This is a genomic window from Kitasatospora sp. NPDC098652 (genome assembly GCF_044760155.1).
Lineage (GTDB): Bacteria > Actinomycetota > Actinomycetes > Streptomycetales > Streptomycetaceae > Kitasatospora.
This window is the reverse complement of the sequence record NZ_JBIWAQ010000015.1, coordinates 188,319-210,458: the sequence shown is the minus strand read 5'-3', so window position 1 is coordinate 210,458 and position 22,140 is coordinate 188,319. Positions and strand designations below refer to the sequence as shown.

Sequence of the window (22,140 nt, the reverse complement as noted above, 5' to 3'; positions counted from 1 at the left end):
GATGTTTTCCGCTCCGTTTTCCGGGGCTTCGTCATCCAACTCGCCGGTGTCTTCTGCGGCTTGACGCCCCGTCCGACGTTTCAAACTCTAGCCGATCCCCGCTCCGAAAAGCGAATCCAGCCGCAATCCGATAAAACGCGCACGCCGAACAAGCACCGAGTCGAGACGCGAAAAAGCGAAACGACCGGCACGAACCGGAAGTGGTGTTTCAAGGGATTGGCTGCCTCGGGGCCGTCCGCGCAGATGCGTGTCCGGTGCTCCATGACAGGCAGCTCGAAGAACACTAGACCTCTGGAGTGGCCGAGTCAAGCACGGCAAGCGAATTTTCGGTGCCGCCCTCGGTGTCCTCCGTCCCCTCCTCCGCCGGCAGCTGGAAGGCCAGGACGGCGACGTCGTCGTCGTGCTCCGAGGTCACGCCCATCGCCCGGAGGAGCCGGGCGCAGATCACCTCGGGGGCGCCGACCGCGCCGGTGAGGGTGCGGGCCAGCAGGTCGAGGCCCTGGTCGATGTCCTCGTCGCGGCGCTCGACCAGTCCGTCCGTATAGAGGACGCCGGTGGTGCCGGGGAGCAGGCGCAGGGTGTGGGAGACGTGCAGGCCGTCCCCGGTGCCGAGCGGGGGGCCGTTCTGTTCCTCGCTGCGCAGGATGGTGCCGTCGGGGCAGCGCAGCAGCATGGGGAGGTGGCCGGCCGAGGCGTAGGAGAGGGTGCGGCGGCTCGGGTCCCAGACGGCATAGGTGCAGGTGGCGATCTGGTTGGCGTCGATCTCCATGGCGAGGCCGTCGAGCAGGCGCATCACCTCGTGCGGGGGGAGGTCGAGGCGGGCGTAGGCGCGTACGGCCGTGCGGAGCTGGCCCATCACGGCGGCGGCCCGCAGGCCCCGGCCCATGACGTCGCCGATGACGAGTGCCGTGCGGCCGCCGTCGATGGCGATGACGTCGTACCAGTCGCCGCCGACCGCGGCCTCGGCGCCGCCCGGCTGGTAGGTGGCGGCGACCCGCAGGTCGGCGGGCTGGTCGAGCTTCTGCGGGAGCAGGCTGCGCTGGAGGGTGACGGCGGCCTCGCGCTGGCGGCGTTCGGCTTCACGCAGGCGGGCGGCGGCGAGCACCTGGTCGGTGACCTCGGCCGCGAAGATCAGGACGCCGGCGGGCGGGCCCTCGGCGGGGGTGTCGCCGGTGTCGCCCGGGCCGAGCGGGACGCAGGAGACGTTGTAGTAGCGGTTGCCGGTGAGCCCGAGGATGCAGCGCGCCTTGACGCTGCGGGGCCGGCCGCCGCGGATGACCTGGTCCATCAGGGGCAGGACGCCCATGGTGCCGAGTTCGGGGAGGGCCTCCCCCGCGGGCAGGCCGGTGGGGCGTTCGCCGAAGAGTTCGCGGTAGGCCCGGTTGGCGTAGCCGAGCTGGTGGAGCGGGCCGTAGGTGACGGCGACCGGGGCGGGGATGCGGTTGAGCACCTCGCGCAGGTTCTGGGGTTTGTGGGGGTCGAGAAGTTCGGCGGTGGCGGCGGGGCTGGTGGGGTCCCGGGGGCCGGGGACGACGATGCCGTCGGTGGAGGGCGTGCCCTCGTCGGTGCCGGCCCCGTTGGGTGGGGCGGCACGCCAGGGGACTCCGGTGATCCGCGCGCTCCAGCGCATGAGGTTCAAACGACGGCCGCTTCCTCGTTTTCCAGGCATATCATCACTTTTTGTGTGCACAGCAACACATGGGGTAATGACCAGTTCGGGCTGATCCTGTCAGGCGGAGGCCCGGTTCCGGAAGTCGCGCGCCCGGCGTGGCCGTCGGTTGGGCTCCGGACCTCGGACGGCGGGGTCGCTCATCGGGGGGCCTCCGGCCCGGCGCCGGACGACCGCTCCGGCCCGGAATCGAAACCGCCCTCGAAGGACGAACGTGGGTGCGCCATCGCCCCCAGCGAGACCACCTCGCGGGAGAACACCCCGCCGAGCACCCAGTCCATCAGCACCCGGACCCGTCGCTCCGCGCTCGGCAGCCGCCGCAGGTGGCGGGCCCGGTGCAGCCACCACGCCCGCCGTCCGGTGAGCCGGCCGCCGCGCCGGGTGTGGGCGACGGCCCGGTGCAGCCCGAGCGAGGTGGAACAGGCGGCCGGCCCGGGGCGGTACTCGACCAGGCCCGGCGCGTGCGGCCCGCCGGCCAGCGCGACCGCGATGTTGCGGGCGAGCAGCTCGGCCTGGGCGAAAGCGTGCTGGGCGTTGGGCGCGCAGGGGGCGCCGTCCGCGTTCGGGTCGGGTACGGCGGCGCAGTCACCGGCCGCCCAGACCCCGGGCAGCGCCCGCCCGTCCGGGCCGACCGCCTGGAGGGTGGCCAGGCAGCGGACCCGGCCGGCCGTGTCCAGCGGTAGGTCGGTGTCGCGCAGTAGCGGCGAGGGCCGGACGCCCGCCGTCCAGACCAGGGTGCGGGCACCGAAGCGGCTGCCGTCGGAGAGCGCGGCGACCCCGCCGGCGGCGGACTCCAGGGTGGTGCGCAGGCGGATGTCGACGCCGCGTTCGCGCAGCTGGCCGAGGGTGTGCTCGGCGAGGTCGGAGGACTCCTCGGCGAGGATCCGGTCGCCGGACTCGACCAGCACCCAGCGCAGGTCCTCGGCGCGGACGTTGTGGTAGCTCCGCACGGCGGTGCGGGCCATGTCCTCCAGTTCGGCGAGCGCGCCGACGCCCGCGTAGCCCGCGCCGACGAAGACGAAGGTGAGCGCGGACTGCCGCAGGGCCGGGTCGCGGGTGGCGGAGGCGAGGTCGAGCTGTTCCAGCACGTGGTTGCGCAGGTGCACCGCCTCGCCGACGGTGGAGAAGCCGAGCCCGTGCTCGGCGAGGCCCGGTACCGGGGCGGTGCGGGAGACCGATCCCGGGGCCACCACCAGGACGTCGTAAGGGAGTTCGAGCGGCGCCGGGGTCTCGCCGGGGCTCGCGGCGTCGGCCAGGGCGCGGCGGGCGGCGTGTTCGATCCGGGTGATCCGGGCGGTCACCACCCGGCAGTGCGGCAGGGCCCCGCGCAGCGGGACGACCACGTGCCGGGGGTCGATCGAGCCGGCCGCGACCTCGGCCAGCAGCGGGTGGTAGGTGGAGTACGCCTGGGGTTCGACCACGGTGATCTCCACCTCGCCGCGTCGCAGCTGTTCCCGCAGGCCGCGCTGGAGGTGGAGCGCGGTGGCCATCCCGGCGCAGCCGCCGCCGACGATCAGGATCCTGATGGTGCACCTCCAGCCGGTGTGACGATTCGTCCCGGCCTCGCGGCCGGGGGTGTCCCCCCATCACGCCCCCCTATGAAGGACCGTCGGAGGTGGTCTTGTCCACAGTCCGTACGGGGCTGGTTGCGACGGAAGTGACGGGCGTGGCCAGTTGTGCTTCCCGGGCGACTTTCTGACGTACTTTCGGCTTCGAAGAGCCGTGAACTATGGTCGGATTGTGTGCCGGAGCGGCCACCGCCATGACAACCGGCGGCGACGCACCGTGGAGCGGCCACTACGGCCAGTTCCAGCGTTGGCGCGAGATCCCGACTGGGGGAGAGTCATCCGGGGAAGGGTAGTTCCCGGACGAGGCCCCGGTCGGTGCCGACGCGCCGAGCCGGACCCCGAGGCGGTTCGGCGGCACGACCGTGGTCACCGGAACGCGACGGGCGGCACGAGCAATGGGTCATCTGGTCACTTCTGACGGGCTGGGCTGCACCGGGGGGTGCAGGGGCGGGCGACGACAGGGTCCGGTTTCGGACGCCTGCGGGGGAGAGTTGGGATGATGGAACAGAAGCAGGCATTGGGGCGGGCGAGCACACCGCACGCCGGACAGGGCATGGTCCCGGAGCAGCGCGGCCCGGTGGACCTGCCACCGGGCGGGATGTCGTACGCGGCCGTCCCGTACCGGGCGGAGCCCCCGCAGGCCACCGCGCCGGTGCCCGGGGCCCGGCTCCGGGTCGACGCCCGGCGGAACCTGGAGAGCGTGCTGCGCGCGGCCCGGGAGGTGTTCGGCGAGTTCGGCTACGGCGCTCCGATGGAGGAGGTGGCGCGCCGGGCCGGGGTCGGGGTCGGCACGGTCTACCGGCGCTTCCCGAGCAAGGAGGTGCTGGTCCAGCGGATCGCCGCCGAGGAGGTGGCCTGGCTGACCGCGCAGGCGCGGGAGTCGCTGTACGGCGGCGACGGCGCCTGGGAGGCACTGGCCGGCTACCTGGCCCGGGCGGTCGGCACCGGGGCCGGGCGGCTGCTGCCACCGGAGGCGTTCCGGTACGCGGAGGAGCTGGGCCGGGTGCCCGAGCAGCGGGCGGCGGAGGCGTCGGCGGCCGTCCGCTTCGACCTGCGCGGCGAGGAGGCGCGGTCCGGGGCGCCGGTCGAGCCCTCGGCGGCGGACGCCGATCCGCGGCTGCTGCTGCAGCTGTTGGCCGCCCTGGTGGCGCGGGCCGGTGCGGCGGGCGAGTTGCGGCCGGGCGTCACGGTGTCGGACGTGGTGCTGGTGCTGACCGCGTCGGTGCCGGTGCACGCGGCGCGGCCCTCGGTCACGGCGCCGCCGTCGGCCGGGTTCACGGCGACCGGCCCGCAGCCCGACGGGCAGCCGGCTCCGGGGCCGTCGGACCGGCTGCTGCAGCTCCTGTTGGACGGTCTGCGGGCCCGCTGACCCCGGCTCGGACCGCCCCGGGGAACGGGGCAGTGCCGGTCGCGTCGGTACAGGCACGGTCGACGCGCCCGACGGGCACGGGAGTTGGACGGGACACCGGCGCGCGGACAGGTAACGCGCGCCGGGTGCGGGCGTCGTGCGACCCCGCGCAACACGCTGGGAGAACACGACGCGACCGCCCCTCGGAAGAGTGGGTACCGGCCGGTCCGGCTACCGCCCACCCCTGCGCTATGCCATCCTTTGCCCGTGGTTGGAGCCAATGTCCCGATGCGCGCCCTTCGCGCGCCGTCGGCGCCGTACGCCGGGGAACCGTGCGCCTACGCACTCCCGCGCGCCCTGCCACACTACGGGGGCTGTCGTGGAATCTGGGGTCCGTTGTGAGCGCCGAGGAACAGAACGACTACGGGTACGGCCTCGACTTCGGGGGCTACTCCGGTAGCGCGGCCGAAGGGTCCGCCGCGGGCCTCGGCGGCACCGGCGCCGCCCAAGTACCCGGCGCCGCAGCCGGTTCGGGCTCGGCCTCCGGTTCGAGTCCCGGGTCCAGTCCCGGTTCGACCGCCGGTTCGAGCCCCGGACACGTCCCCGACCAGGCCGGGATGCCCAGCCGCGAGACGCTGTCCGCCGCCGCCGCGCTGCCGCCCGGCCGGGTGCCCGGCCAGGCCCCCGCCGGCCGCGGCCGCGTCGCCCCCGAGGCCTTCGTCGGCGACGGCCGGACCGCCCGGCCCACCGTCCCGGCCCCCGCCGACCCGGTCGACGGCGACCGCCCGCCCTCCGACGCCGAGTTGACCGCCCGGGTCCGGGCCGGCGACGACCGCGCGTACGAGGAGATCTACCTCCGGCACGCCGACTCGGTGCGCCGCTACGCCCGCACCTGCTGCCGGGACAGCTTCACCGCCGAGGACCTCGCCGGCGAGGTCTTCGCCCGCACCCTGCAAGCGCTCAAGGCGGGCAAGGGGCCCGAGTTCGCCGTCCGCGCCTACCTGCTGACCGCCGTACGCAACGTCGCCGCCGCCTGGACCCGCAGCGAGCGGCGCGAACAACTCGTCGACGACTTCGGCGTGTTCGCCCAGACCTCGGCCGCCGTGGTCGACTACGACCTGGCCGACCCCGGCGCCGACGCCTGGGCGATGGCGATGGCCGACCAGCGGATGGTCATGCAGGCCTACGCCGAACTGCCCGAGGACGACCGGGTGGTGCTCTGGCACACCGAGGTCGAGCAGGAATCGCCCAAGACCGTCGCCGTGATGCTCGGCAAGACCGCCAACGCCACCGCCGTACAGGCCCACCGGGCCCGCGACCGGCTGGCCGCCGCCTTCCTCCAGGCCCACGTCTCCGGCAGCCAGGCCAGCAGCTGCGAGGCCTACGCCAACCGGCTCGGCGCGTACGCCCGCGGCTCACTGCGCAAGCGGGCCTCGGCCGAGGTCGGACGGCACCTCAAGGAGTGCGACCGCTGCACGGCGGCCTGCCTGGAACTCACCGAGATCAACACCGGCCTGCGCGCGCTGCTGCCCGGCGGCGTGCTGGTCTGGGTCGGGGTCGGCGGGTTCAGCGCCGTCGCGGCCGCCGTGGGCGGGGCCGCCGCCGTCGGCGGTGCGGCCGCGGCGGGTACGGCGGCCGCCGCGGCCGGGTCCTCGGGCACCTCCGCGGGAACGGCCGGAGCGGCCGGCGCCGCGGGTGCCTCCGGCGCGTCCGGCGGCGGGGCCGGCGCGGGTGCCGTGGCCGGCGAGGGCCTCGGCACCGCCGCCAAGGCCGGGATCGCCGCCGCCGTGGCGGTCGCGGCCGCCGCCGTGGCCGCGTACGCGCTGACCGGCTCACCCGAGCCGAAGCCCCCGGCCGCCGCTCCCCCCGTCACCACCGCGCCGGTCGCCCCCGCACCGGTCGCCCCGGCCCCGGCGGCCCCCGCGTCCGCACCGCCCGCCCCGGCCCCCAGCAGCGCCGCCCCGGCGCCGGAGCCGCCCGCGGCCAGTCCGAGCGCCACACCCAGCCCCAGCCCCAAGCCCAGCGCCAGGGCGAGCCGGCCGCCGGCGGCCACCCGGGCACCGCGGAGCGAGCCGCCCGCGGTCACCCCCGAACCGCCCGCCGTCCCCACCCCGACCATCCCGCCGGTGCCGACGCCCGAGGTGCCCGTCGTCCCGACGCCGACCCTCCCGCCGGTGCCCGAACCGACCGTCCCCACGCCCACCCCGCCCGTGCCCAGCGACTACTGGGGCGACTCGCTGCCCGTGGTCAAGCCCGGCCACCACCGGGCCCCGCCCGAGGGGCCGAGCATCCGGCAGCAGGGCAGCGACCGGTTCTGGCAGCGCGACGGCGGCTGGATCGGCGGCGAGTACCAGCGCCACGCCATCACCGTGCACGCGCCGGCCACCACGCTGATCGACCTCAACCGCAGCTGCACGTCCTTCGACGCGGTCGCCGGGGTGGACGATGCCACGCTCAGCCCCGGCGGGGTGGTCTTCACCGTCCAGTCGGGCGACGGCGGCACCCTGTGGCGCTCCCAGGTGCTCGCCGCCGGGGACGACGCGGTGCCGGTGCACGTGCCGCTGGCCGGGCAGAAGTCGATCCGGCTGGTGGTCACGCCGGCGAGCGGGATCTGGTCGGCGCTGAACGTCGCGGACTGGGCGCAGGCCCGGTTCCGGTGCACGTGACGGCCTGAGAGGCGTGACGGCGGGATGGCGTGACGGCCTGAGAGGCGTGACGTTCGGGATGTGAAAGGGCCCGGGGCCCGTTCCGGCTGGTTGCTCGGAACGGGCCCCGGGCCCTTTGTCACTCGGCTGCTGTGCGACGGGCGTCGGGTGACGGGTGACGCCTGGCGTCGGGTGCCCGAGCGCCGCTGCGCCGCTGCGTCAGATGGCGCAGGAGCCGTCCGCACAGGCCTCCCCGGCCGGGGCGACCTGCACCGGTGCCGGACGGCGCTCGCCGATCTCGGCGGCGACCTGCTCCAGCACCTTGCGGAAGGTCTCGGCCTCCTGCCCGCCCTGGACCGCCCACTTGCCCTCGAACACGAAGGTCGGCACGGCGGTGATGCCCAGCTCGCGGGCCTCGGCCAGCTGCGCCCGGACCTCGGCGGTGCCCTCGTCGCCCGCCAGGTAGGCCGCCACCCGTTCGCGGTCCAGGCCCGCCGCGACGGCCACCTCGGCCAGCGCCGCGCGGTCGCCGACGTCCACACCGTCGGTGAAGTGCGCCTTGAGCAGCGCCTCCTTGAGCCGGCCCTGCACCTCGGCGCCGTACTCGGCCTCGGCAAGGTGCAGCAGGCGGTGGCCCAGGAAGGTGTTGGCGTGCAGGGCGGCGTCGAAGTCGTAGGTGATGCCCTCGGCCAGGCCCAGCTCGGCCACCCGCGCGTCCATCGCGACCGACTGCGGGCCGTAGCGCTCGGCCAGCCAGGCGCGGTGCGGGCTCGCCGTCGCCGGAGCGTCGGGGACCAGCTGGTACGGGCGGTAGACGACCTCGACGGCCTCCTTGCCGGGGAAGTCCGCCAGGGCCTGCTCGAAGCGGCGCTTGCCGATGTAGCACCAGGGGCAGGCGATGTCGGACCAGATCTCGACCTTCATGATTCGGGGGGCTCCAAGGGGCGTCTCGTGGCGGATGTACGAGATAGGTGAACGATGAACCATCTCGGTACATTCCCGGCACCGCGCCCGGGGCCGCCGGGGCGGTCAGCCTTCGGCCCGCCCTCGGTCAGCCTTCGGTCAGCCTTCGGTCAGCCCTCGGTCAGCCCTCGGCCGGCGCGGGGACCACCAGGACCGGGCAGGCCGCGTGGTGCACCACCGCCGAGCTCACCGAGCCCAGCAGCAGCCGGACGAAGCCGCCGTTGCCCCGGGTCCCGACCACCAGCGTGTGCTGCCGGGTCGACGCCTCCAGCAGCACCTCGATCACATTGCCCAGCACCACGTGCAGCGACAACTCCCCCTCGTACGGCCGGACCCGCTGCCGCAGCACCGTCCCCACCGCCCGGCGCAGCCCGTCCGCCATGCTCTCGACCAGCGTCTCCACGCTCTCCTGCACCAGCTCCGCCATGCCCGGCGGGTAGCCGGCCGGCGCCGGGTTCACCACGGCCAGCACGTACAGCGGAAGCCCGAACAGCTCCGCCTCCGTCATCGCCCGGTCCAGGGCCCAGAGCGAACCGTCCGACCCGTCGCAGGCCGCCAGCACCCCGGGCGGCCTGCCCGTCGGCGGCCGCCCCAGCACCGACAGCACCACGGGAACCTCCCGCCCCGGGCCCACACCGCCCACCGCACACGCTCCTCACCGCGGACACACAGCCCCGCCATCATCCCGCCCGGCCCGCTCCCCGCCCGGCGACGCCGCGCCGAGCGGGGAGCGGGCCGGGCCGGGGGCGGGGCGGGGACACCCCGGCGGCCCGTCCCTGGCGGGCTGCCGGGCGCCACCGACACCTAGGCCCACGCCACGGACGGAGCCCCGGCACGTCCGCGCCCGGTCGGCCAGGGGCCGACGGGGTGGGGACGGGGCGAAGGGTGCGGGCCGTCAGCGGGCGACCGCCACCGCCCGGCGCCCGGGCACGGGGGCCGGGACGAGGGCCGAAGCGGCTGCCGGGGCCGAGGTCACCGGAGCGGTGGCCGGGGTGGTCCGCCGGGCCGGGACCGTGTGCTCGGCCACGGACTCGGCGTGGCGGCCCGGGCGCTGCGGGGGTGGTGGACCGGGGCACGGGGGCCGGCGGGCAAGGGCGGAGGTCAGGGGTGCGGGCCAGCCCCCGTCGTGGCGGCAGAAGGGGCGGGACGGGAGGTCGGGCCCGCCGACTTCTGGTGACCGCGCAGGCCCGGAACGGGCTCGGCCGAGACGGACGGAGCGCAGCGGCAGGCAGACCAGGCGCAGATGAAGGGCCCCAGAGCTCCGGAGCAGCGGGCACGCGCGAGCGGGAACCGCACCGAGGGATCGCACGGGGAGGGGGCCGTGCACCAGAAGTCGGAGCGGCCGACTTCCGGTGCACGGGAAGGCACGCGACGGGACGGGACATCGCCCAGGGTGACCGGAGATCAGGGGGTCAAGGCCGGGGGCTGGGGATGGGCAAGGCCGGTCCAGCAGGCGCCGTGGCGGCGGAAGGGGAGGGACGGGAGGTCGGGCCCGCCGACTTCCGGTGACCGCGCAGGCCCGGAACGGGCTCGGCCGAGACGGACGGAGCGCAGCGGCAGGCAGACCGGGCGCAGGAGAAAGGCCCCGGGCGGCGGGCATGGGCGAGTGGGGACCGCACCGAAGGGACCGTGCGGGGTGGGGGCTGTGCACCGGGAGTCGGAGCGGCCGACTTCCGGTGCACGGGAAGGTGCCCGGCGGGACGGGACATCGGCCAGGGTGACCGGAGATCAGGGAGTCAGGGGGTCAGGGCCGGGGCCTGGGGGTGGGGGAGGCCGGTCCAGCAGGCGCCGTGGCGGCGGGCGCGGAGGCGGCGGAGCCAGAGTTCGGTGGAGACGAGGTCGGCCAGGCCGGCCAGGGCGGCCGGGGAGAGGGGGGTGGCGGGGTCGGTGGAGTGGGCGAGGCCGGCGCGGACGGCGGGGAGGTCGATGAGGCCGGCCTCGGCGAGCAGGGGGGCGTCGAAGAGCTCGGCGAGGCCGTCGGCGGCGAGGCGCAGGCCGGCCCGGGCGGGGGCGGTGCGGTCGGGGCGGGGGCCGCGGCCCCAGTCGGGGGGCAGGTCGGTGCGGCCGGCGCCGGTGAGGACGGCGTGCAGGAGGGCGTGCCGGGCGCCGGGTTGGAGGCGGACGTCGTCGGGGAGCAGCCGGGCGGCGCGGACCACCTGGTTGTCGAGGAAGGGCGCGTGCAGCCGTTGGCCGGGCTGTTCGGCGGCGTGCAGGAGCGTGCGGTAGGAGCGCGCCTGGCGGTAGAGGGCGTGCCGGGCCCGGTGCGCGCCCGGGTGTTCCTCGGGCGCCGGTCGGCGCGCCGCCAGCCGCAGCCGTAGGGCGACCGAGGAGAGCGCCTCGTCGGAGAGCCAGCGGGCGGCCGGGCCGGGGACGCACCAGGCGAGGTCGACGGCCGAGCGGTCGCCTGCGGTGCCGGCGCCGTCGGGGACGTGCCGGGCGGTCAGCTTGGCGGCGGCCTCGTCCAGTGCCTCGGCGTAGCGGACCCGGGAGAGCCGGTGGGCGGCCCGGACCACGGTGAGCGGGGTGCGCAGCGCGCCGGTCAGCACGCCCGCGGCGGCCCGGTCGGCGCCGGCCAGGGCGGCGACCGGGGGCAGCAGTTCGCGGGGCCGGCCGGCCCGGATCAGGTCGGCGAGCCGGGCCGGGTGGCCGTCCAGGACCTGGCGGGCGCCGTAGCCGGTGAGGTGGTCGGCGCCCCCGGCGTCGAAGCGGGCCCCGGCCCGGGCGGCGGCGACGAGTTCGGGGCCGGGCTCGTCGGTGAGCGGGCCGGACTGCGGGTCGGTGCGCAGGACGGCGTACGGGAGGGTGTCGGGGCCGGGGTCGAGCACGGTGTGCCGCAGCCGCGGGGTGTCGGGGGCGAGCGCGAGGCTGGTGGGCGGTTCGGTCTCGCCGAGCGTGACGGCGGCCAACTGCTCGGGGACGGAGGGGCCCTGGGCGGCCTCCCGGGCCCAGGAGCCCTTGACCGCGCCGCTCCTGGCCCCGGCGGCACCCCGGCCGCCGGTCGCGGCCGGCCCGGTCGGCGCGCCGGGAGCCCCGGCCGGCACCGGCGGCAGCGGTACGGCGGCCGCGAGCAGGGCCACGGTGGCGGAGGCCGTCCCGTACGAGAGGTCGACGCCGAGCCGGGCGCGCCCGGCCGGGTCGGTGGCCGGGGCGGGGGTGCGGACCCGGGAGCGGACGGACTCCAGCAGGGCGCGGGTGAGTTCGCGGATGGCGGGGGCCTCGTCGCGGGGCTGTTCGGCGCCGGGCGGTTCGTCGTAGGCGTCGAGGTACGGGCGGCCGCCGCGGATGGCGAGCACGTGGCCGGGCGGCACCCGCTGGACGCCCAGGTACGGCGTGCCGGTGCCGAGCGCCTCCGGGGACTCCGGGCAGGCGAGCCGGGCGGCGAGGTGGCCGGTGTCCAGCGCGGCGCCGACCAGGTCGGCGAGCGGGAGGGCGGCGGTGGCGTAGGCGGTGCCGTCGGCCCAGGGGGTGTGGAAGACGGGCTGGGCTCCGGCGAGGTCGGTGAGCAGCAGGGTGGAGCGGGTGCCGGTGCGCAGCACGACGGTGTAGCTGCCGGGCCAGGCGGTGAGGTGGCGGACGGCGCCGCCGCGGGCGCCGGCCAGGCCGGCGGCGAGTTCGGCGTCGGTGGCGCCGCAGTGGCCGAGGACGGCGAGCCGGGTGGTGGCGGGGGTGTCCTCGACCGGGTCGGGGGCGGTGGGGCCGGTGCTGACGGCGGGGCGGGCGCCGGGGCGGAGGGTGACCAGGCGGATCTCCTCGGGCCGCCAGTCGCCCACGGCCCAGAGCGGGTTGGGGCCGGTCCACAGGGGGCGGGCGGCGATCGGGGCGACCGTGGCGAGGGCCTCGTGCACCGGCGCGCCCGCCCGGGGCGTGCCCGTGCTCCAGCCCGTCAGCCACCGCATCGCGCCTCCACCGGACGAGGACCTGCACTCGCGCGGCGCGTCCGGCGCCGGGCGGGCGGCCGGGTGGGGGTGCCGGGGGCGGCCCGTGGGCGCGTCCGGGCGTGCCCGCGTTCCGGCGCGCCGTCTGGGGACATCGTGCCACCACCGGGCGCTGCCGGGGCCGGTGTTGTCGGTTCCGCTTCCGTTTCGCGGGGCCCGGTGCGCGGTGTCGGGCGCGGTGAGGCGGCGGGGAGGCGGTGGGACGGCGATGGGGACGGCGACGGGGGCGGCGACGGGGGCGGGGTGGGGGTGGATTCGGGCGGGCCGGGCCTCCCCCTCCCTGGCCCGGACCGCCCGGGCGCACGCCCTTGACATGGGCATCGCGAGATGGCCGAAAGGCGTCGCCCCGCCCGGGAGGGCATCCGCATGCCCTCCCGGACTTCGCCGCCGCCCGCGGGGATTGAGGCGGCGGCGTCCCCCGGCCCGCCGGGTCCTCGACGGCGGGCCGACCCACGACCACCAGCGAATCGCCGAGTGGCCGGTCGGGCCAGGGGGCACGGCCGGGCGCACGTGAACACGGGACCGGAGCACGGCGCTCCGGCGCGCGGCGCGGCCGAACCGCTCCGGGTGGTCCGGACCAACCCCCGCGACGATCCGGCGCGGCAGGGCCGGGTGCGCGATCCCGCCATCCGGAATGCGGCCTCTTAACCGTCGGAACGCGTCCGACTACTCTAGGTACAGCAGCTACGGCCCGGTGCCGCCCGGGCCCCGCGCACAAGGCCGCAGGAGGTGCCGCCGCCACCATGACCGTCAGCCCACGAGGACCGAACGAACGGCTCGGCACGCTCCTGACCCTCGCCCAGATCAGCAACGCGGGACTGGCCCGGCGGGTCAACGACCTCGGCGCGCAACGCGGTTTGACGCTGCGCTACGACAAGACCTCGGTCGCCCGCTGGGTCAGCAAGGGCATGGTGCCGCAGGGGCCCGTCCCGCACCTGATCGCCACCGCGATCGGCGGCAAGCTCGGCCGGCCCGTCCCGCTGGAGGAGATCGGCCTGGGCGACACCGACCCGGCGCCCGAACTCGGCCTGGCCTTCCCGCGCGAGGTGGCCGACGCGGTGCGCTCGGCCACCGACCTGTTCCGGGTCGACCTCGACCTGCGCCGCGGGCCCGGCGGCGGCCGCTGGAGCGACAGCCTGGCCGGCACCTTCTCGGTCGCCGCGTACGCGACGCCCGTCTCCCGCTGGCTGATCAACCCGGCGGACGGCTCGGTGGCCCGCGAGGCGCCGCGCTCCCCCAGCGAGAACTCCTCGTACCGGGTCGGCCACTCGGACGCGGTCAAGCTCCGCGAGGCCGCCCAGGAGGCCCGCCGCTGGGACTCCAAGTACGGCGGCGGGGACTGGCGTTCGTCGATGGTGCCGGAGTGCCTGCGGGTGGAGGCGGCGCCGCTGCTGCTGGCCTCGTACAGCGACGCGGTCGGCCGGGCGCTGTTCGGCGCGACCGCCGAACTGACCAGGCTGGCCGGGTGGATGGCCTTCGACACCGGCCAGCACGAGGCCGCCCAGCGGTACTACATCCAGGCCTTGCGGCTTGCCCGGGCCGCCGCCGACGTACCGCTCGGCGGCTATGTGCTGGCCTCGATGAGCCTCCAGGCCGGCTACCGGGGCTTCGCCGAGGAGGCCGTCGACCTCGCCCAGGCCGCGCTGGAGCGCAACCGCAGCCTGGCCACCGCCCGGACCATGAGCTTCTTCCACCTGGTGGAGGCACGGGCCCAGGCCAAGGCCCGCAACGCGGCGGCGTGTGCGACGGCGCTCGGCGCGGCGGAGAGCGCACTCGAACGAGCGCGCGCCGGGGACCCCGATCCGGCCTGGATCGACTTCTACGCCTACGACCGGCTGGCCGCCGACGCCGCCGAGTGCTTCCGCGACCTCGGCGTGCCCTCCAAGGTCCGGCAGTTCACCCGCGAGGCGCTGGCCAAGCCCACCGAGGGCTTCGTCCGCTCGCACGGCCTGCGGCTGGTGGTCTCGGCGATGGCCGAGGCCGAGGCGGGCAACCTGGACGCCGCGGTCGCCGCCGGCGAGCGCGCCGTCGAGGTGGCCGGCCGGATCTCCTCGCAGCGCAGCCGGGAGTACGTGGTGGAGATGCTGCGGCGACTGGAGCCCTTCCAGGGCGAGCGCCGGGTCCGGGAGCTGACCGAGCGGGCGCGGGCGGTGATCGTCGCTCCGGCGTGAGCCGCTCGGGACGCCGTACGAGGACTTCGCGGAACCCCCGCGATAAATGGGGTGCGCCTGCGGGAGGGGCCTGGATAAGGTCTCTCTCGTCCAGGTGCGCAGGCAGAGGTTACTTCCACTCTTAATGGGCGTGTCGCGGGTTCGAGTCCCGCCACCGGTACTTCTCGTGCCGGTGTAGCTCAGTTGGCAGAGCAGCTATGTCACCTCAGCCGTCCTTGAACTCTGGACACCTACACGTGAATAGAATTCCGCACCTCCCGGTGCGACGGCGGCGGTTACTTCTGTGGAGTGCCCCCTTTTCGGGGCGCGTTGAAGCAAACCCAAAAACCGCAGCCGAATCCATTGATCTCGGGAGGCAGCTGCGCTTCGGAGTGCCCGGTGCGCAGGCGGGGGTTACTTCGGATCTTGCGGTTCCGGGTTCAAATCCCGGGCGTGCCGTGCGCGAGCGCGGCCGCTAGCTCAATCCGGTAGAGCACAAGGCATATACCTCCGCCGACGCCGGTCGTCGCACGACGACCGGCACGATCTCGGGCACCCCGGCCGCAGCATGCCTCCCTCCCGCTGACGACCGAGCACGCCGAGGGGGGCTGCAGCATGTCCAGGTTCAACATCCGCAAGACCAAGGCGAGTCCGAAGTCACCGGTGACCACGACCGGGAAGCGCACCGCCAACCACAACGGCGGCACCGGTCACGTCCGGGACGCCAAGTCCGAGCTCTTCCTGCTCGCCGTGGCCAACATGGTCGGGCAGGACACCTTCTACGAGCGCGGCGGCGCCCGCGACGACCGCTACACGGCGCTGGTGCGCGAACTCGCCGTCAGCGACCCGGAGTGGACCCTCGGGCTGCTGCGCTGGCTGCGCCACGGTGCGCAGCTGCGCACCGCCGCACTGGTCGGCGCCGCCGAGTTCACCCGGGCCCGGCTGGACGCCGGTGCCCACGGGCACTCCCGGCAGGCCGTCGACGCCGTGCTGCGGCGGGCAGACGAGCCCGGCGAGCTGCTCGCGTACTGGACCTCGCGCTACGGCCGGGCGCTGCCCAAGCCGCTCAAGCGCGGTGTCGCGGACGCGGTGCGCCGGCTGTACGACGCCCGCGCGCTGCTCAAGTACGACACCGCGGGCAAGGGCTACCGCTTCGGCGACGTCCTGGAGTTGACCCACCCGGCGCCGGACCCGGCCAAGCCCTGGCAGGGCCCGCTGTTCCAGTACGCGCTGGACCGCCGGCACCGGCCGGAGGAGGCCGCGCCGCCCGCCGCCGACCGGATGCTGACCGCCAACCGCGAGCTGCTCGCGCTGCCCGTCGAGGAGCGCCGGGCGGCCGTGACGGCGAAGGACGGCGCGGAGCGGCTGGCCGCCGCCGGGCTGACCTGGGAGGCGCTGGCGGGCTGGCTGCAGGGCCCGATGAACGCCGAGGTCTGGGAGGCGGTCATCCCCTCCATGGGCCCGATGGCGCTGGTCCGGAACCTGCGCAACTTCGACCGGGCCGGCGTGTCGGACGAGGCCGCGGCCGAGGTGGCCCGGCGGATCTCCGACCGGGGCGAGGTACGGCGCTCGCGCCAGTTCCCGTTCCGGTACCTGGCCGCGTACCGGCACGCGCCCTCGCTGCGGTGGGGGCACGCGCTGGAGACGGCGCTCGGCCACTCGCTCGCCAACGTGCCCGAACTGCCCGGCCGGACACTGATCCTGGTCGACCGCTCCGGCTCGATGTTCGACCGGCCCAGCGCGCAGACCCAGCTCAACCGGGCCGACTCGGCGGCGATCTTCGGCACCGCGTTGAAGGTGCGGGCGGCCGAGGCGGACCTGGTCGAGTTCGGCAGCCTCAGCCGGGTGGTCGAGGTCGGCCGCGGGGAGGCGGTGCTGCGGGTGCTGGAGCGCTTCTCCAGCCTCGGCGGCACCAACACCGCCCAGGCCGTCCGGGACCACTACCGGGGCCACGACCGGGTGGTGATCGTCACCGACGAGCAGCCCGGCGCCGGTTACGGGGGCCGCGACCCGCTCTCCGCGATACCGGCCCACGTCCCGGTCTACACCTGGAACCTGGCCGGCTACGCGACGGGCCACGGCCCGAGCGGCGGTGCCAACCGGCACACCTTCGGCGGCCTGAGCGACGCGGCCTTCCGGCTGATCCCCCTCCTGGAGGCGGGGGCCGACGCCGGCTGGCCCTGGGAGGTCTGACCACGACGCGGCCGGCCGGGGGGCGGCGGCGCCGCGCGGGGCCGGGGGCCCGGCGCGGCGGTGCCACGGCCGCATACGAGAGGTGTGGCGCGCGGAGTCGGGGGACTCGGTGCGCCGCACCACGGCCGGTCCGGGGGGACCGGCCGATGCCCCGGGGGGCGAGGTGGGCGGCAGGACACTGCCGCCCACCTCGGCATGCGCCGGGTCGAACGGACGAAGGACGCGTACCCGCGCAGCGGAGCCTTGACGGGCCGACCGATGCGCGAGATCCGACGCGTGACGTCCCACGGACGCATGACGTCCCACCGACGCGTGACGTCCCACCGACCCGTGGCACCCGCCCCGCCCCGCCCGTCACGCGGTCTCGACCCCCGCCCGGAGCCGTGGCAGCATCTGCGGCGGAAGCCGGGGCGGGGGCGGCGCGCGTCGCCCGTACCGGCCTCGGCGACGGCGACCCGGCGGTGGACGAGGAGCGCAGCGTGGCGGACGACTTCGATGTCCTGGTGGTCGGCGGCGGGATCGTCGGACTGGCCACGGCGTACGCCCTGACCCGGGCCAGGCCCGGACTGCGGCTGGCCGTGCTGGAGAAGGAGAACGGCTTCGCCGCGCACCAGACCGGGCGCAACAGCGGGGTGATCCACAGCGGCGTGTACTACCGCCCCGGCTCGTACAAGGCCCGCTTCGCGGTCGCCGGCGCCGCCGAGATGGTCGAGTTCTGCCGCGAGCACGGCCTCCCGTACGAGGTCACCGGCAAGCTGATCGTGGCGACCGACGACGCCGAGCTGCCCCGGCTGGCGGCGCTGGCCGAGCGCGGGCGGGCGAACGGCATCCCGGTCACCGAGCTGGACCGGGCCGGGATCGCCCGGTACGAGCCGGCCGTGGTCGGGCGGGCCGGGCTGCACGTCGGCACCACCGGCATCTGCGACTTCCCGGCGGTCGCCACGACCTACGCCCGGCTGGCCCGGGAGGCGGGCGCCGAACTGCGGCCCGGCACGGCGGTGCGGGCGGTGGCCCGGCGCCGGGACGGGGTGACGGTCGGCACGGCCAGCGGGGAGCTGCGCTGCGGGGTGCTGGTGAACTGCGCCGGGCTGCACAGCGACCGGATCGCCCGGCTGGCCGGGGACGACCCGGGGGTGCGGATCGTCCCGTTCCGCGGGGAGTACTACGAACTGTCCGAGCACCGGCGGGACTTGGTCCGCGGCCTGGTGTACCCGGTGCCCGACCCGGCCTTCCCGTTCCTCGGGGTGCACCTCACCCGGGGCATCCACGGGGACGTCCACGTCGGCCCGAACGCGGTGCCCGCGCTCGCCCGCGAGGGGTACGACTGGCGCACCGTCCGCCCGGGCGACCTGGCCGAGACCCTCGCCTTCCCCGGCACCTGGCGGATCCTGCGGCGGCACTGGCGGTACGAGGTCGGCGAGTTGCACCGCTCGCTGTCCAAGCGGGCGTTCACCGCCGCCGTCCGACGGCTGCTGCCCGCCGTGACCGCCGCCGACCTGGTGCCGACCACGGCCGGGGTGCGGGCCCAGGCGGTGGCCCGGGACGGCTCGCTGCTGGACGACTTCGCCTTCGCCGGCTTCGACCCGGCGGACCCGCGCTCCCCGCGCCGGGCGGTGCACGTGCTGAACGCCCCCTCCCCCGCGGCGACGGCCTCGCTGCCGATCGGCCGCGAGGTGGCCCGCCGGGCCCTGGCCGCCCTGGAGGCCGGCGGCTGAGCCCGGCTGCCCCCGCCCGGGCCGGACCGGGGGCCACGGTCGCCGGGACCGGTGGATGAACCCCGTCACACACCCCTCCGGGCGCCCCGCGCGGCCCCGTAGACTCGGGTGATTGTGACTGCCACCGCCCCGATCCCCCAGCAATCGCCGTCCGCCCGGCTGTCCGCGGCGCCGGCCGCCTACCCCGCGCCGATGTACCCGCACAAGGCCACCGAGGAACAGCACCGGGAGCGGCGGATCCGCAGCTTCCAGCCGCGCCGGGGCCGGATGACCAACGCCCAGGCGGGCGCCCTGGACCGGAGCTGGGAGACGTACGGCGTCCCGATCGACGGCACCCCGCTCGACCTCGGGGAACTGTTCGGCGGTCTGCCGGTCACCCTGGAGATCGGCTTCGGCATGGGCGAGACCACCGCCGCGATGGCCGCCGCCGACCCGTCGACCGGCATCCTGGCCGCCGACGTGCACACCCCCGGCCACGGCAACCTGCTCGGCCTGCTGGAGCGGGACGGTTCGCAGAACGTCCGGCTGGCCGCCGGCGACGCCGTCATCCTGCTGCGCGACATGCTGCCGGACGCCTCGCTGGCCGGCCTGCGGGTCTACTTCGCCGACCCGTGGCCGAAGCCCAAGCACCACAAGCGCCGACTCGTCCAGCCGTCCTTCCTCGACCTGGTGCTGCCCCGGCTCGCCCCGGGCGCCCTGGTGCACTGCGCGACCGACTGGGAGCCGTACGCGGAGCAGATGCTGGCGGTGCTGTCCGCCTCGCCCGAGCTGGAGAACCTGCACCCCGAGGGCGACGGCACCGGCTGGCTGGAGCCCGCGGACCACCCGGACGGCAGCGTCCCCGGCTACGCGCCCCGACCGGACTGGCGGCCGGTCACCAAGTTCGAGCGGGCCGGGATCGCCAAGGGCCACGTGGTGCACGACCTGCTGTTCCGCCGCCGCTGACCCGTCGGCAGCCGTTCGAACGGGCCGCGGCGGGCTGACCGGCCGGTCGCGCCCGGGACGAACGGTTCGTCCCGAGTCCTCCCGACGGGCCGCCGCCGTGGCCTACCCTGAGCCGCATGGGCAGCCCGCCCGGCGGCGGGCCCCGGGCGACCGTCCGCACCGCCGCCGACGCACCGGGTACGGTCCCGCGCACCGGCGTCACCCGGACCATCCCGGGGCCGCGGAGGCGCCGGGCCGACCGGCTGCTGTCCCGGCCCGGCAGAGCGGCACCGGCCGCCCCGCCCGCCCTCGTCGCCGGTCGGCTCCCGGCCGGCCCGACCGCGGCGGCCCCGGGCCGCGGCCGCTCGCTGGCGCTCTCCTCCGTCACCACCTCCGCCGTCCTGACCCTGGTCTGCTGCGGGGTGCTGATCCTGCACCTGGTCCAGCGGCAGACCGGCACCGTCGGACTGCTGGTGGGACTGGGCCTGGCGATGGTGCCGCTGCCCTTCGTGCTGGGCGGCCTGGCCTGGCTCAACCTGACCGCCCGGGTGCCGCTGCGGCACACCGTGTTCTGCCTCGGCTGGGGTGCCTGCGCGGCCACCACGGTCGCGATCCTCGCCAACAACTGGACCGCCGACTACCTGACCGCCCACCACCACGCCTTCGGCGGGCTGCTCGGCGCCGGTATCGCCACCCCGGTGATCGAGGAGAGCGCCAAGGCCACCGCCCTGCTGGTGCTGCTGCTGCCGCTCGGCCAGCGACTGCGCTGCCACGGCCGCCGCTCCGGCCGCCCCTGCGCGCCGCTGTTGCACCGGGCGCCCGCGCCCCGGCGCCCCCGCCCGTACCAGCGCCGCCCGGCCGGGCCGCACGCCCGGGGCCGGCTGCGGCTCCGCCCGTACCTGCGACCACTGCCCTACCTGCGCCCGGCCCCGCCCGCCCCGGCCACCCCGGGCGGCCCGGGTGGCGCGGGTGGCGCGGGTGGCACGCACCGCCGCTCCCGGCCGCGCACCCTGGCCGCCGGGGTGGTGCTCGGCGGGATGACGGCCTGCGGCTTCGCCTTCACCGAGAACGCCCTCTACCTGGGCCGGGCCTTCACCACCGACCAGCGCAACCGGCTGGACAGCATCGGCCTGGGCGATCCGCCCAGCCTGCGCGACTTCGACAGCACCGTGCAGACCTTCGTGCTGCGCGCCCTGCTCTCCCCGTTCGCCCACCCGCTGTTCACCGCGCTCACCGGGATCGGCCTGGCCGTCGCCCTGACCAGCGGGCGGCGCTGGCTGGCCCGGCTGGCCGCGCCCGCCGGGCTACTGCTGGCGATGGTGCTGCACGGCACCTGGAACGCCGCCGCCGACCTGGGGACGGACGGGTTCCTGGTGGTCTACGGGGTGCTGATGGTGCCCTGCTTCGTGGCGCTGGTCGGCTTCGCGCTCTGGGCCAGAGCCCGCGCCGTGCGGCACGGCGGGCGGTCCGGGGGGCGGTCCGGGGGCCGGCGCTGAGCGTGAGCGGAGGCCGTTCTGCAGAACCGATTTCCCATCTCGGCGACTTCCCCGTAGTGTGGTGTTCACCGACGCGGGGTGGAGCAGCTCGGTAGCTCGCTGGGCTCATAACCCAGAGGTCGCAGGTTCAAATCCTGTCCCCGCTACTCAGTAGCCGTAAGGGCCCGGAGGATTCGTCCTCCGGGCCCTTATGCGTTCCCAGCACGGGTAGAACACGGTCCCGCCACGAAGCGGTAACGGCGCCCTTTTTCAAGATCTGCTGTCAGACCGCTCCCCCATACTGAGGAAAAATTCATCCAAGTGGGGGGCGGCGGGACCGTTCCCTGGACAAGGAACGACCTCATGCTGTCGAAGCGCCTGGTGAGCACTGCCACGATCTGCCTCCTGCTGGGGGCCGGCACGGCCGCCTGTGGCGACAACAAGGACTCGGACAAGGCCGCGGCGCCTGCGGCCACCACCGCCGCGGCGGCCGCGACCCCGACCGCCACGCCGACTCCGACTCCGACCGTGGCGAAGCTCGACACCGACAAGCTGACCGCCCAGGAGATCGAGAAGCAGGCCCGGCAGGCGCTGGCCGCCGCCACCTCGCTCAAGATCGCCGGCAAGATCCCCACCGACGACGGCGTCATGACCATGAACATGGCCATGGACACCAAGGGCAACTGCCAGGGCACCATGGCCATGCCCGGCGTCGGCTCCTTCGAGCTCATCAGCGACGGGAAGCAGTCCTTCATCAAGCCGGACACCCAGTTCTGGAAGACGTTCAGCGGGCCCAAGGGCGACGCGGTCGCCGAGCTCTTCAAGGGCCGCTACCTGACCGGCTTCGACGGCGACCCCAAGATGAAGCCGATGATGGACTTCTGCAAGCTCACCTGGGCGAGCGACATGCTCCAGGACGACGCGGGCAGCACCCCGACCAAGGGCAGCGCCGGGACCGTCAACGGGGTCAAGACGTTCAGCCTCAAGGAGAAGGACGACAAGGGCGAGGAGTCGCTCCTCCACATCGCCACCGAGGGCAAGTTCTACCCGGTGCGGATGGAGAAGACCACCGGCGCGGACAAGGGCCAGATCGACTTCACCGACTACGACAAGCCGGTCACCCTCCAGATCCCGTCGCCCGACAACGTGATCGACTACACCAAGTTCCAGGACAAGGTGAAGGGCGCCTGAGCGACGCCCGCGAATAATCCGTTGCCCTCCCGACAGGGGGCTGCCTACAGTGGCGGCACACTGAAAGGAGGTGATCCTGAATTGAGTTCCATCAGGATGCGTGAGGTGGCTGCTCGCTAGAGCCGCCCCTGCCTGCGCAGGGTGAGGCCCCTGGCCTCCGGCAGGCGAAATCCACAGCAGTCACCCGGCCCGCAGGCTCACCGGTACATCCCCGGTGCCTCGGCGCCAGGCCAGTGCACGGGCCGGCGTCGAGGAGCAGCCTGCGGGCCGTCTGCGTTTGCGCCGGACCGTCGTAGCGGCGGCGCCCCCGGGTCGTTCCCGTGCTGGGGCCGCGGCGCTAGAGTCGGCGCGGGCCCTCGGCCAC

General features: G+C 75.6%; 13 protein-coding genes, 2 tRNA genes and 1 pseudogene. 10 read left to right on the top strand and 6 right to left on the bottom strand.

Going from position 1 to position 22,140, the window contains the following annotated elements; all coding sequences use genetic code 11:
* Positions 1-352: 352 nt before the first annotated feature.
* Together ACIQWA_RS28580 and ACIQWA_RS28575 are read right to left on the bottom strand one after the other, a co-directional pair.
* Positions 353-1,639, bottom strand: a pseudogene (locus ACIQWA_RS28580) (SpoIIE family protein phosphatase); the annotation flags it as partial.
* A 170-nt stretch (positions 1,640-1,809) separates the two neighbouring features.
* The gene (locus tag ACIQWA_RS28575) at positions 1,810-3,159 is read right to left on the bottom strand and encodes an NAD(P)/FAD-dependent oxidoreductase (RefSeq protein ID WP_402487389.1); all 1,350 of its coding nucleotides are present in this window, start codon (positions 3,157-3,159) and stop codon (positions 1,810-1,812) included.
* A 676-nt stretch (positions 3,160-3,835) separates the two neighbouring features.
* Between ACIQWA_RS28575 and ACIQWA_RS28570 the strand changes: the two genes are divergently transcribed.
* Together ACIQWA_RS28570 and ACIQWA_RS28565 are read left to right on the top strand one after the other, a co-directional pair.
* Complete coding sequence (locus tag ACIQWA_RS28570; RefSeq protein ID WP_402487401.1) at positions 3,836-4,606, top strand: TetR/AcrR family transcriptional regulator; 771 nt, start codon at positions 3,836-3,838, stop codon at positions 4,604-4,606.
* A 377-nt stretch (positions 4,607-4,983) separates the two neighbouring features.
* A complete protein-coding gene (locus tag ACIQWA_RS28565; RefSeq protein WP_402487387.1) occupies positions 4,984-7,251 on the top strand; it encodes a sigma-70 family RNA polymerase sigma factor in 2,268 nt (755 codons plus the stop codon).
* A gap of 198 nt (positions 7,252-7,449) precedes the next feature.
* On the opposite strand, the gene ACIQWA_RS28560 is transcribed toward ACIQWA_RS28565, so the two are convergent.
* The 4 genes from ACIQWA_RS28560 to ACIQWA_RS28545 all read right to left on the bottom strand — a co-directional run bounded on the left by ACIQWA_RS28560 (position 7,450) and on the right by ACIQWA_RS28545 (position 12,089).
* Positions 7,450-8,154 (bottom strand): DsbA family oxidoreductase, encoded by a 705-nt coding sequence (locus ACIQWA_RS28560; protein WP_402487385.1) that lies wholly within the window; start codon positions 8,152-8,154, stop codon positions 7,450-7,452.
* A gap of 160 nt (positions 8,155-8,314) precedes the next feature.
* Positions 8,315-8,803, bottom strand: coding sequence for a universal stress protein (locus tag ACIQWA_RS28555; protein WP_402487383.1), 489 nt, complete (start codon positions 8,801-8,803; stop codon positions 8,315-8,317).
* Positions 8,804-9,088: 285 nt separating this feature from the next.
* Positions 9,089-9,220 carry a hypothetical protein gene (locus tag ACIQWA_RS28550; RefSeq protein ID WP_402487381.1) on the bottom strand — a complete coding sequence of 44 codons (132 nt, stop codon included), beginning with the start codon at positions 9,218-9,220 and terminating at the stop codon, positions 9,089-9,091.
* Positions 9,221-9,929: 709 nt separating this feature from the next.
* The gene (locus ACIQWA_RS28545) at positions 9,930-12,089 is read right to left on the bottom strand and encodes an asparagine synthase-related protein (RefSeq protein WP_402487380.1); all 2,160 of its coding nucleotides are present in this window, start codon (positions 12,087-12,089) and stop codon (positions 9,930-9,932) included.
* A gap of 782 nt (positions 12,090-12,871) precedes the next feature.
* Here ACIQWA_RS28545 and ACIQWA_RS28540 point away from each other — a divergent pair.
* From ACIQWA_RS28540 to ACIQWA_RS28505, 8 genes are all read left to right on the top strand, one after another.
* The gene (locus ACIQWA_RS28540) at positions 12,872-14,299 is read left to right on the top strand and encodes an MFS transporter (RefSeq protein WP_360237973.1); all 1,428 of its coding nucleotides are present in this window, start codon (positions 12,872-12,874) and stop codon (positions 14,297-14,299) included.
* 90 nt (positions 14,300-14,389) lie between these two features.
* A tRNA-Ser gene (locus ACIQWA_RS28535) sits at positions 14,390-14,459 on the top strand.
* Positions 14,460-14,893: 434 nt separating this feature from the next.
* The gene (locus tag ACIQWA_RS28530) at positions 14,894-16,471 is read left to right on the top strand and encodes a TROVE domain-containing protein (protein WP_402487378.1); all 1,578 of its coding nucleotides are present in this window, start codon (positions 14,894-14,896) and stop codon (positions 16,469-16,471) included.
* A 479-nt stretch (positions 16,472-16,950) separates the two neighbouring features.
* Positions 16,951-18,186, top strand: a complete 1,236-nt coding sequence (gene lhgO, locus ACIQWA_RS28525) for an L-2-hydroxyglutarate oxidase (protein WP_402487399.1) — start codon at positions 16,951-16,953, stop codon at positions 18,184-18,186.
* A gap of 114 nt (positions 18,187-18,300) precedes the next feature.
* Positions 18,301-19,131: a tRNA (guanosine(46)-N7)-methyltransferase TrmB gene (gene trmB / locus ACIQWA_RS28520; RefSeq protein ID WP_360237969.1), complete on the top strand. Its 831-nt coding sequence runs from the start codon at positions 18,301-18,303 to the stop codon at positions 19,129-19,131.
* A gap of 116 nt (positions 19,132-19,247) precedes the next feature.
* Positions 19,248-20,606: a PrsW family intramembrane metalloprotease gene (locus ACIQWA_RS28515; protein ID WP_402487375.1), complete on the top strand. Its 1,359-nt coding sequence runs from the start codon at positions 19,248-19,250 to the stop codon at positions 20,604-20,606.
* A gap of 72 nt (positions 20,607-20,678) precedes the next feature.
* Positions 20,679-20,752, top strand: a tRNA-Met gene (locus ACIQWA_RS28510).
* Positions 20,753-20,948: 196 nt separating this feature from the next.
* Positions 20,949-21,776 (top strand): hypothetical protein, encoded by an 828-nt coding sequence (locus ACIQWA_RS28505; protein ID WP_360237965.1) that lies wholly within the window; start codon positions 20,949-20,951, stop codon positions 21,774-21,776.
* Positions 21,777-22,140 lie beyond the last annotated feature (364 nt).

Excerpts from the sequence above, each read along its gene's own strand:
- ACIQWA_RS28505 (WP_360237965.1), top strand. The coding sequence starts at position 20,949 with ATGCTGTCGAAGCGCCTGGTGAGCACTGCCACGATCTGCCTCCTGCTG.
- ACIQWA_RS28560 (WP_402487385.1), bottom strand. The coding sequence starts at position 8,154 with ATGAAGGTCGAGATCTGGTCCGACATCGCCTGCCCCTGGTGCTACATC.
- ACIQWA_RS28575 (WP_402487389.1), bottom strand. The coding sequence starts at position 3,159 with ATGGCCACCGCGCTCCACCTCCAGCGCGGCCTGCGGGAACAGCTGCGA.
- ACIQWA_RS28570 (WP_402487401.1), top strand. The coding sequence starts at position 3,836 with ATGTCGTACGCGGCCGTCCCGTACCGGGCGGAGCCCCCGCAGGCCACC.
- ACIQWA_RS28530 (WP_402487378.1), top strand. The coding sequence starts at position 14,894 with ATGTCCAGGTTCAACATCCGCAAGACCAAGGCGAGTCCGAAGTCACCG.
- ACIQWA_RS28515 (WP_402487375.1), top strand. The coding sequence starts at position 19,248 with ATGGGCAGCCCGCCCGGCGGCGGGCCCCGGGCGACCGTCCGCACCGCC.
- ACIQWA_RS28545 (WP_402487380.1), bottom strand. The coding sequence starts at position 12,089 with ATGCGGTGGCTGACGGGCTGGAGCACGGGCACGCCCCGGGCGGGCGCG.
- ACIQWA_RS28540 (WP_360237973.1), top strand. The coding sequence starts at position 12,872 with ATGACCGTCAGCCCACGAGGACCGAACGAACGGCTCGGCACGCTCCTG.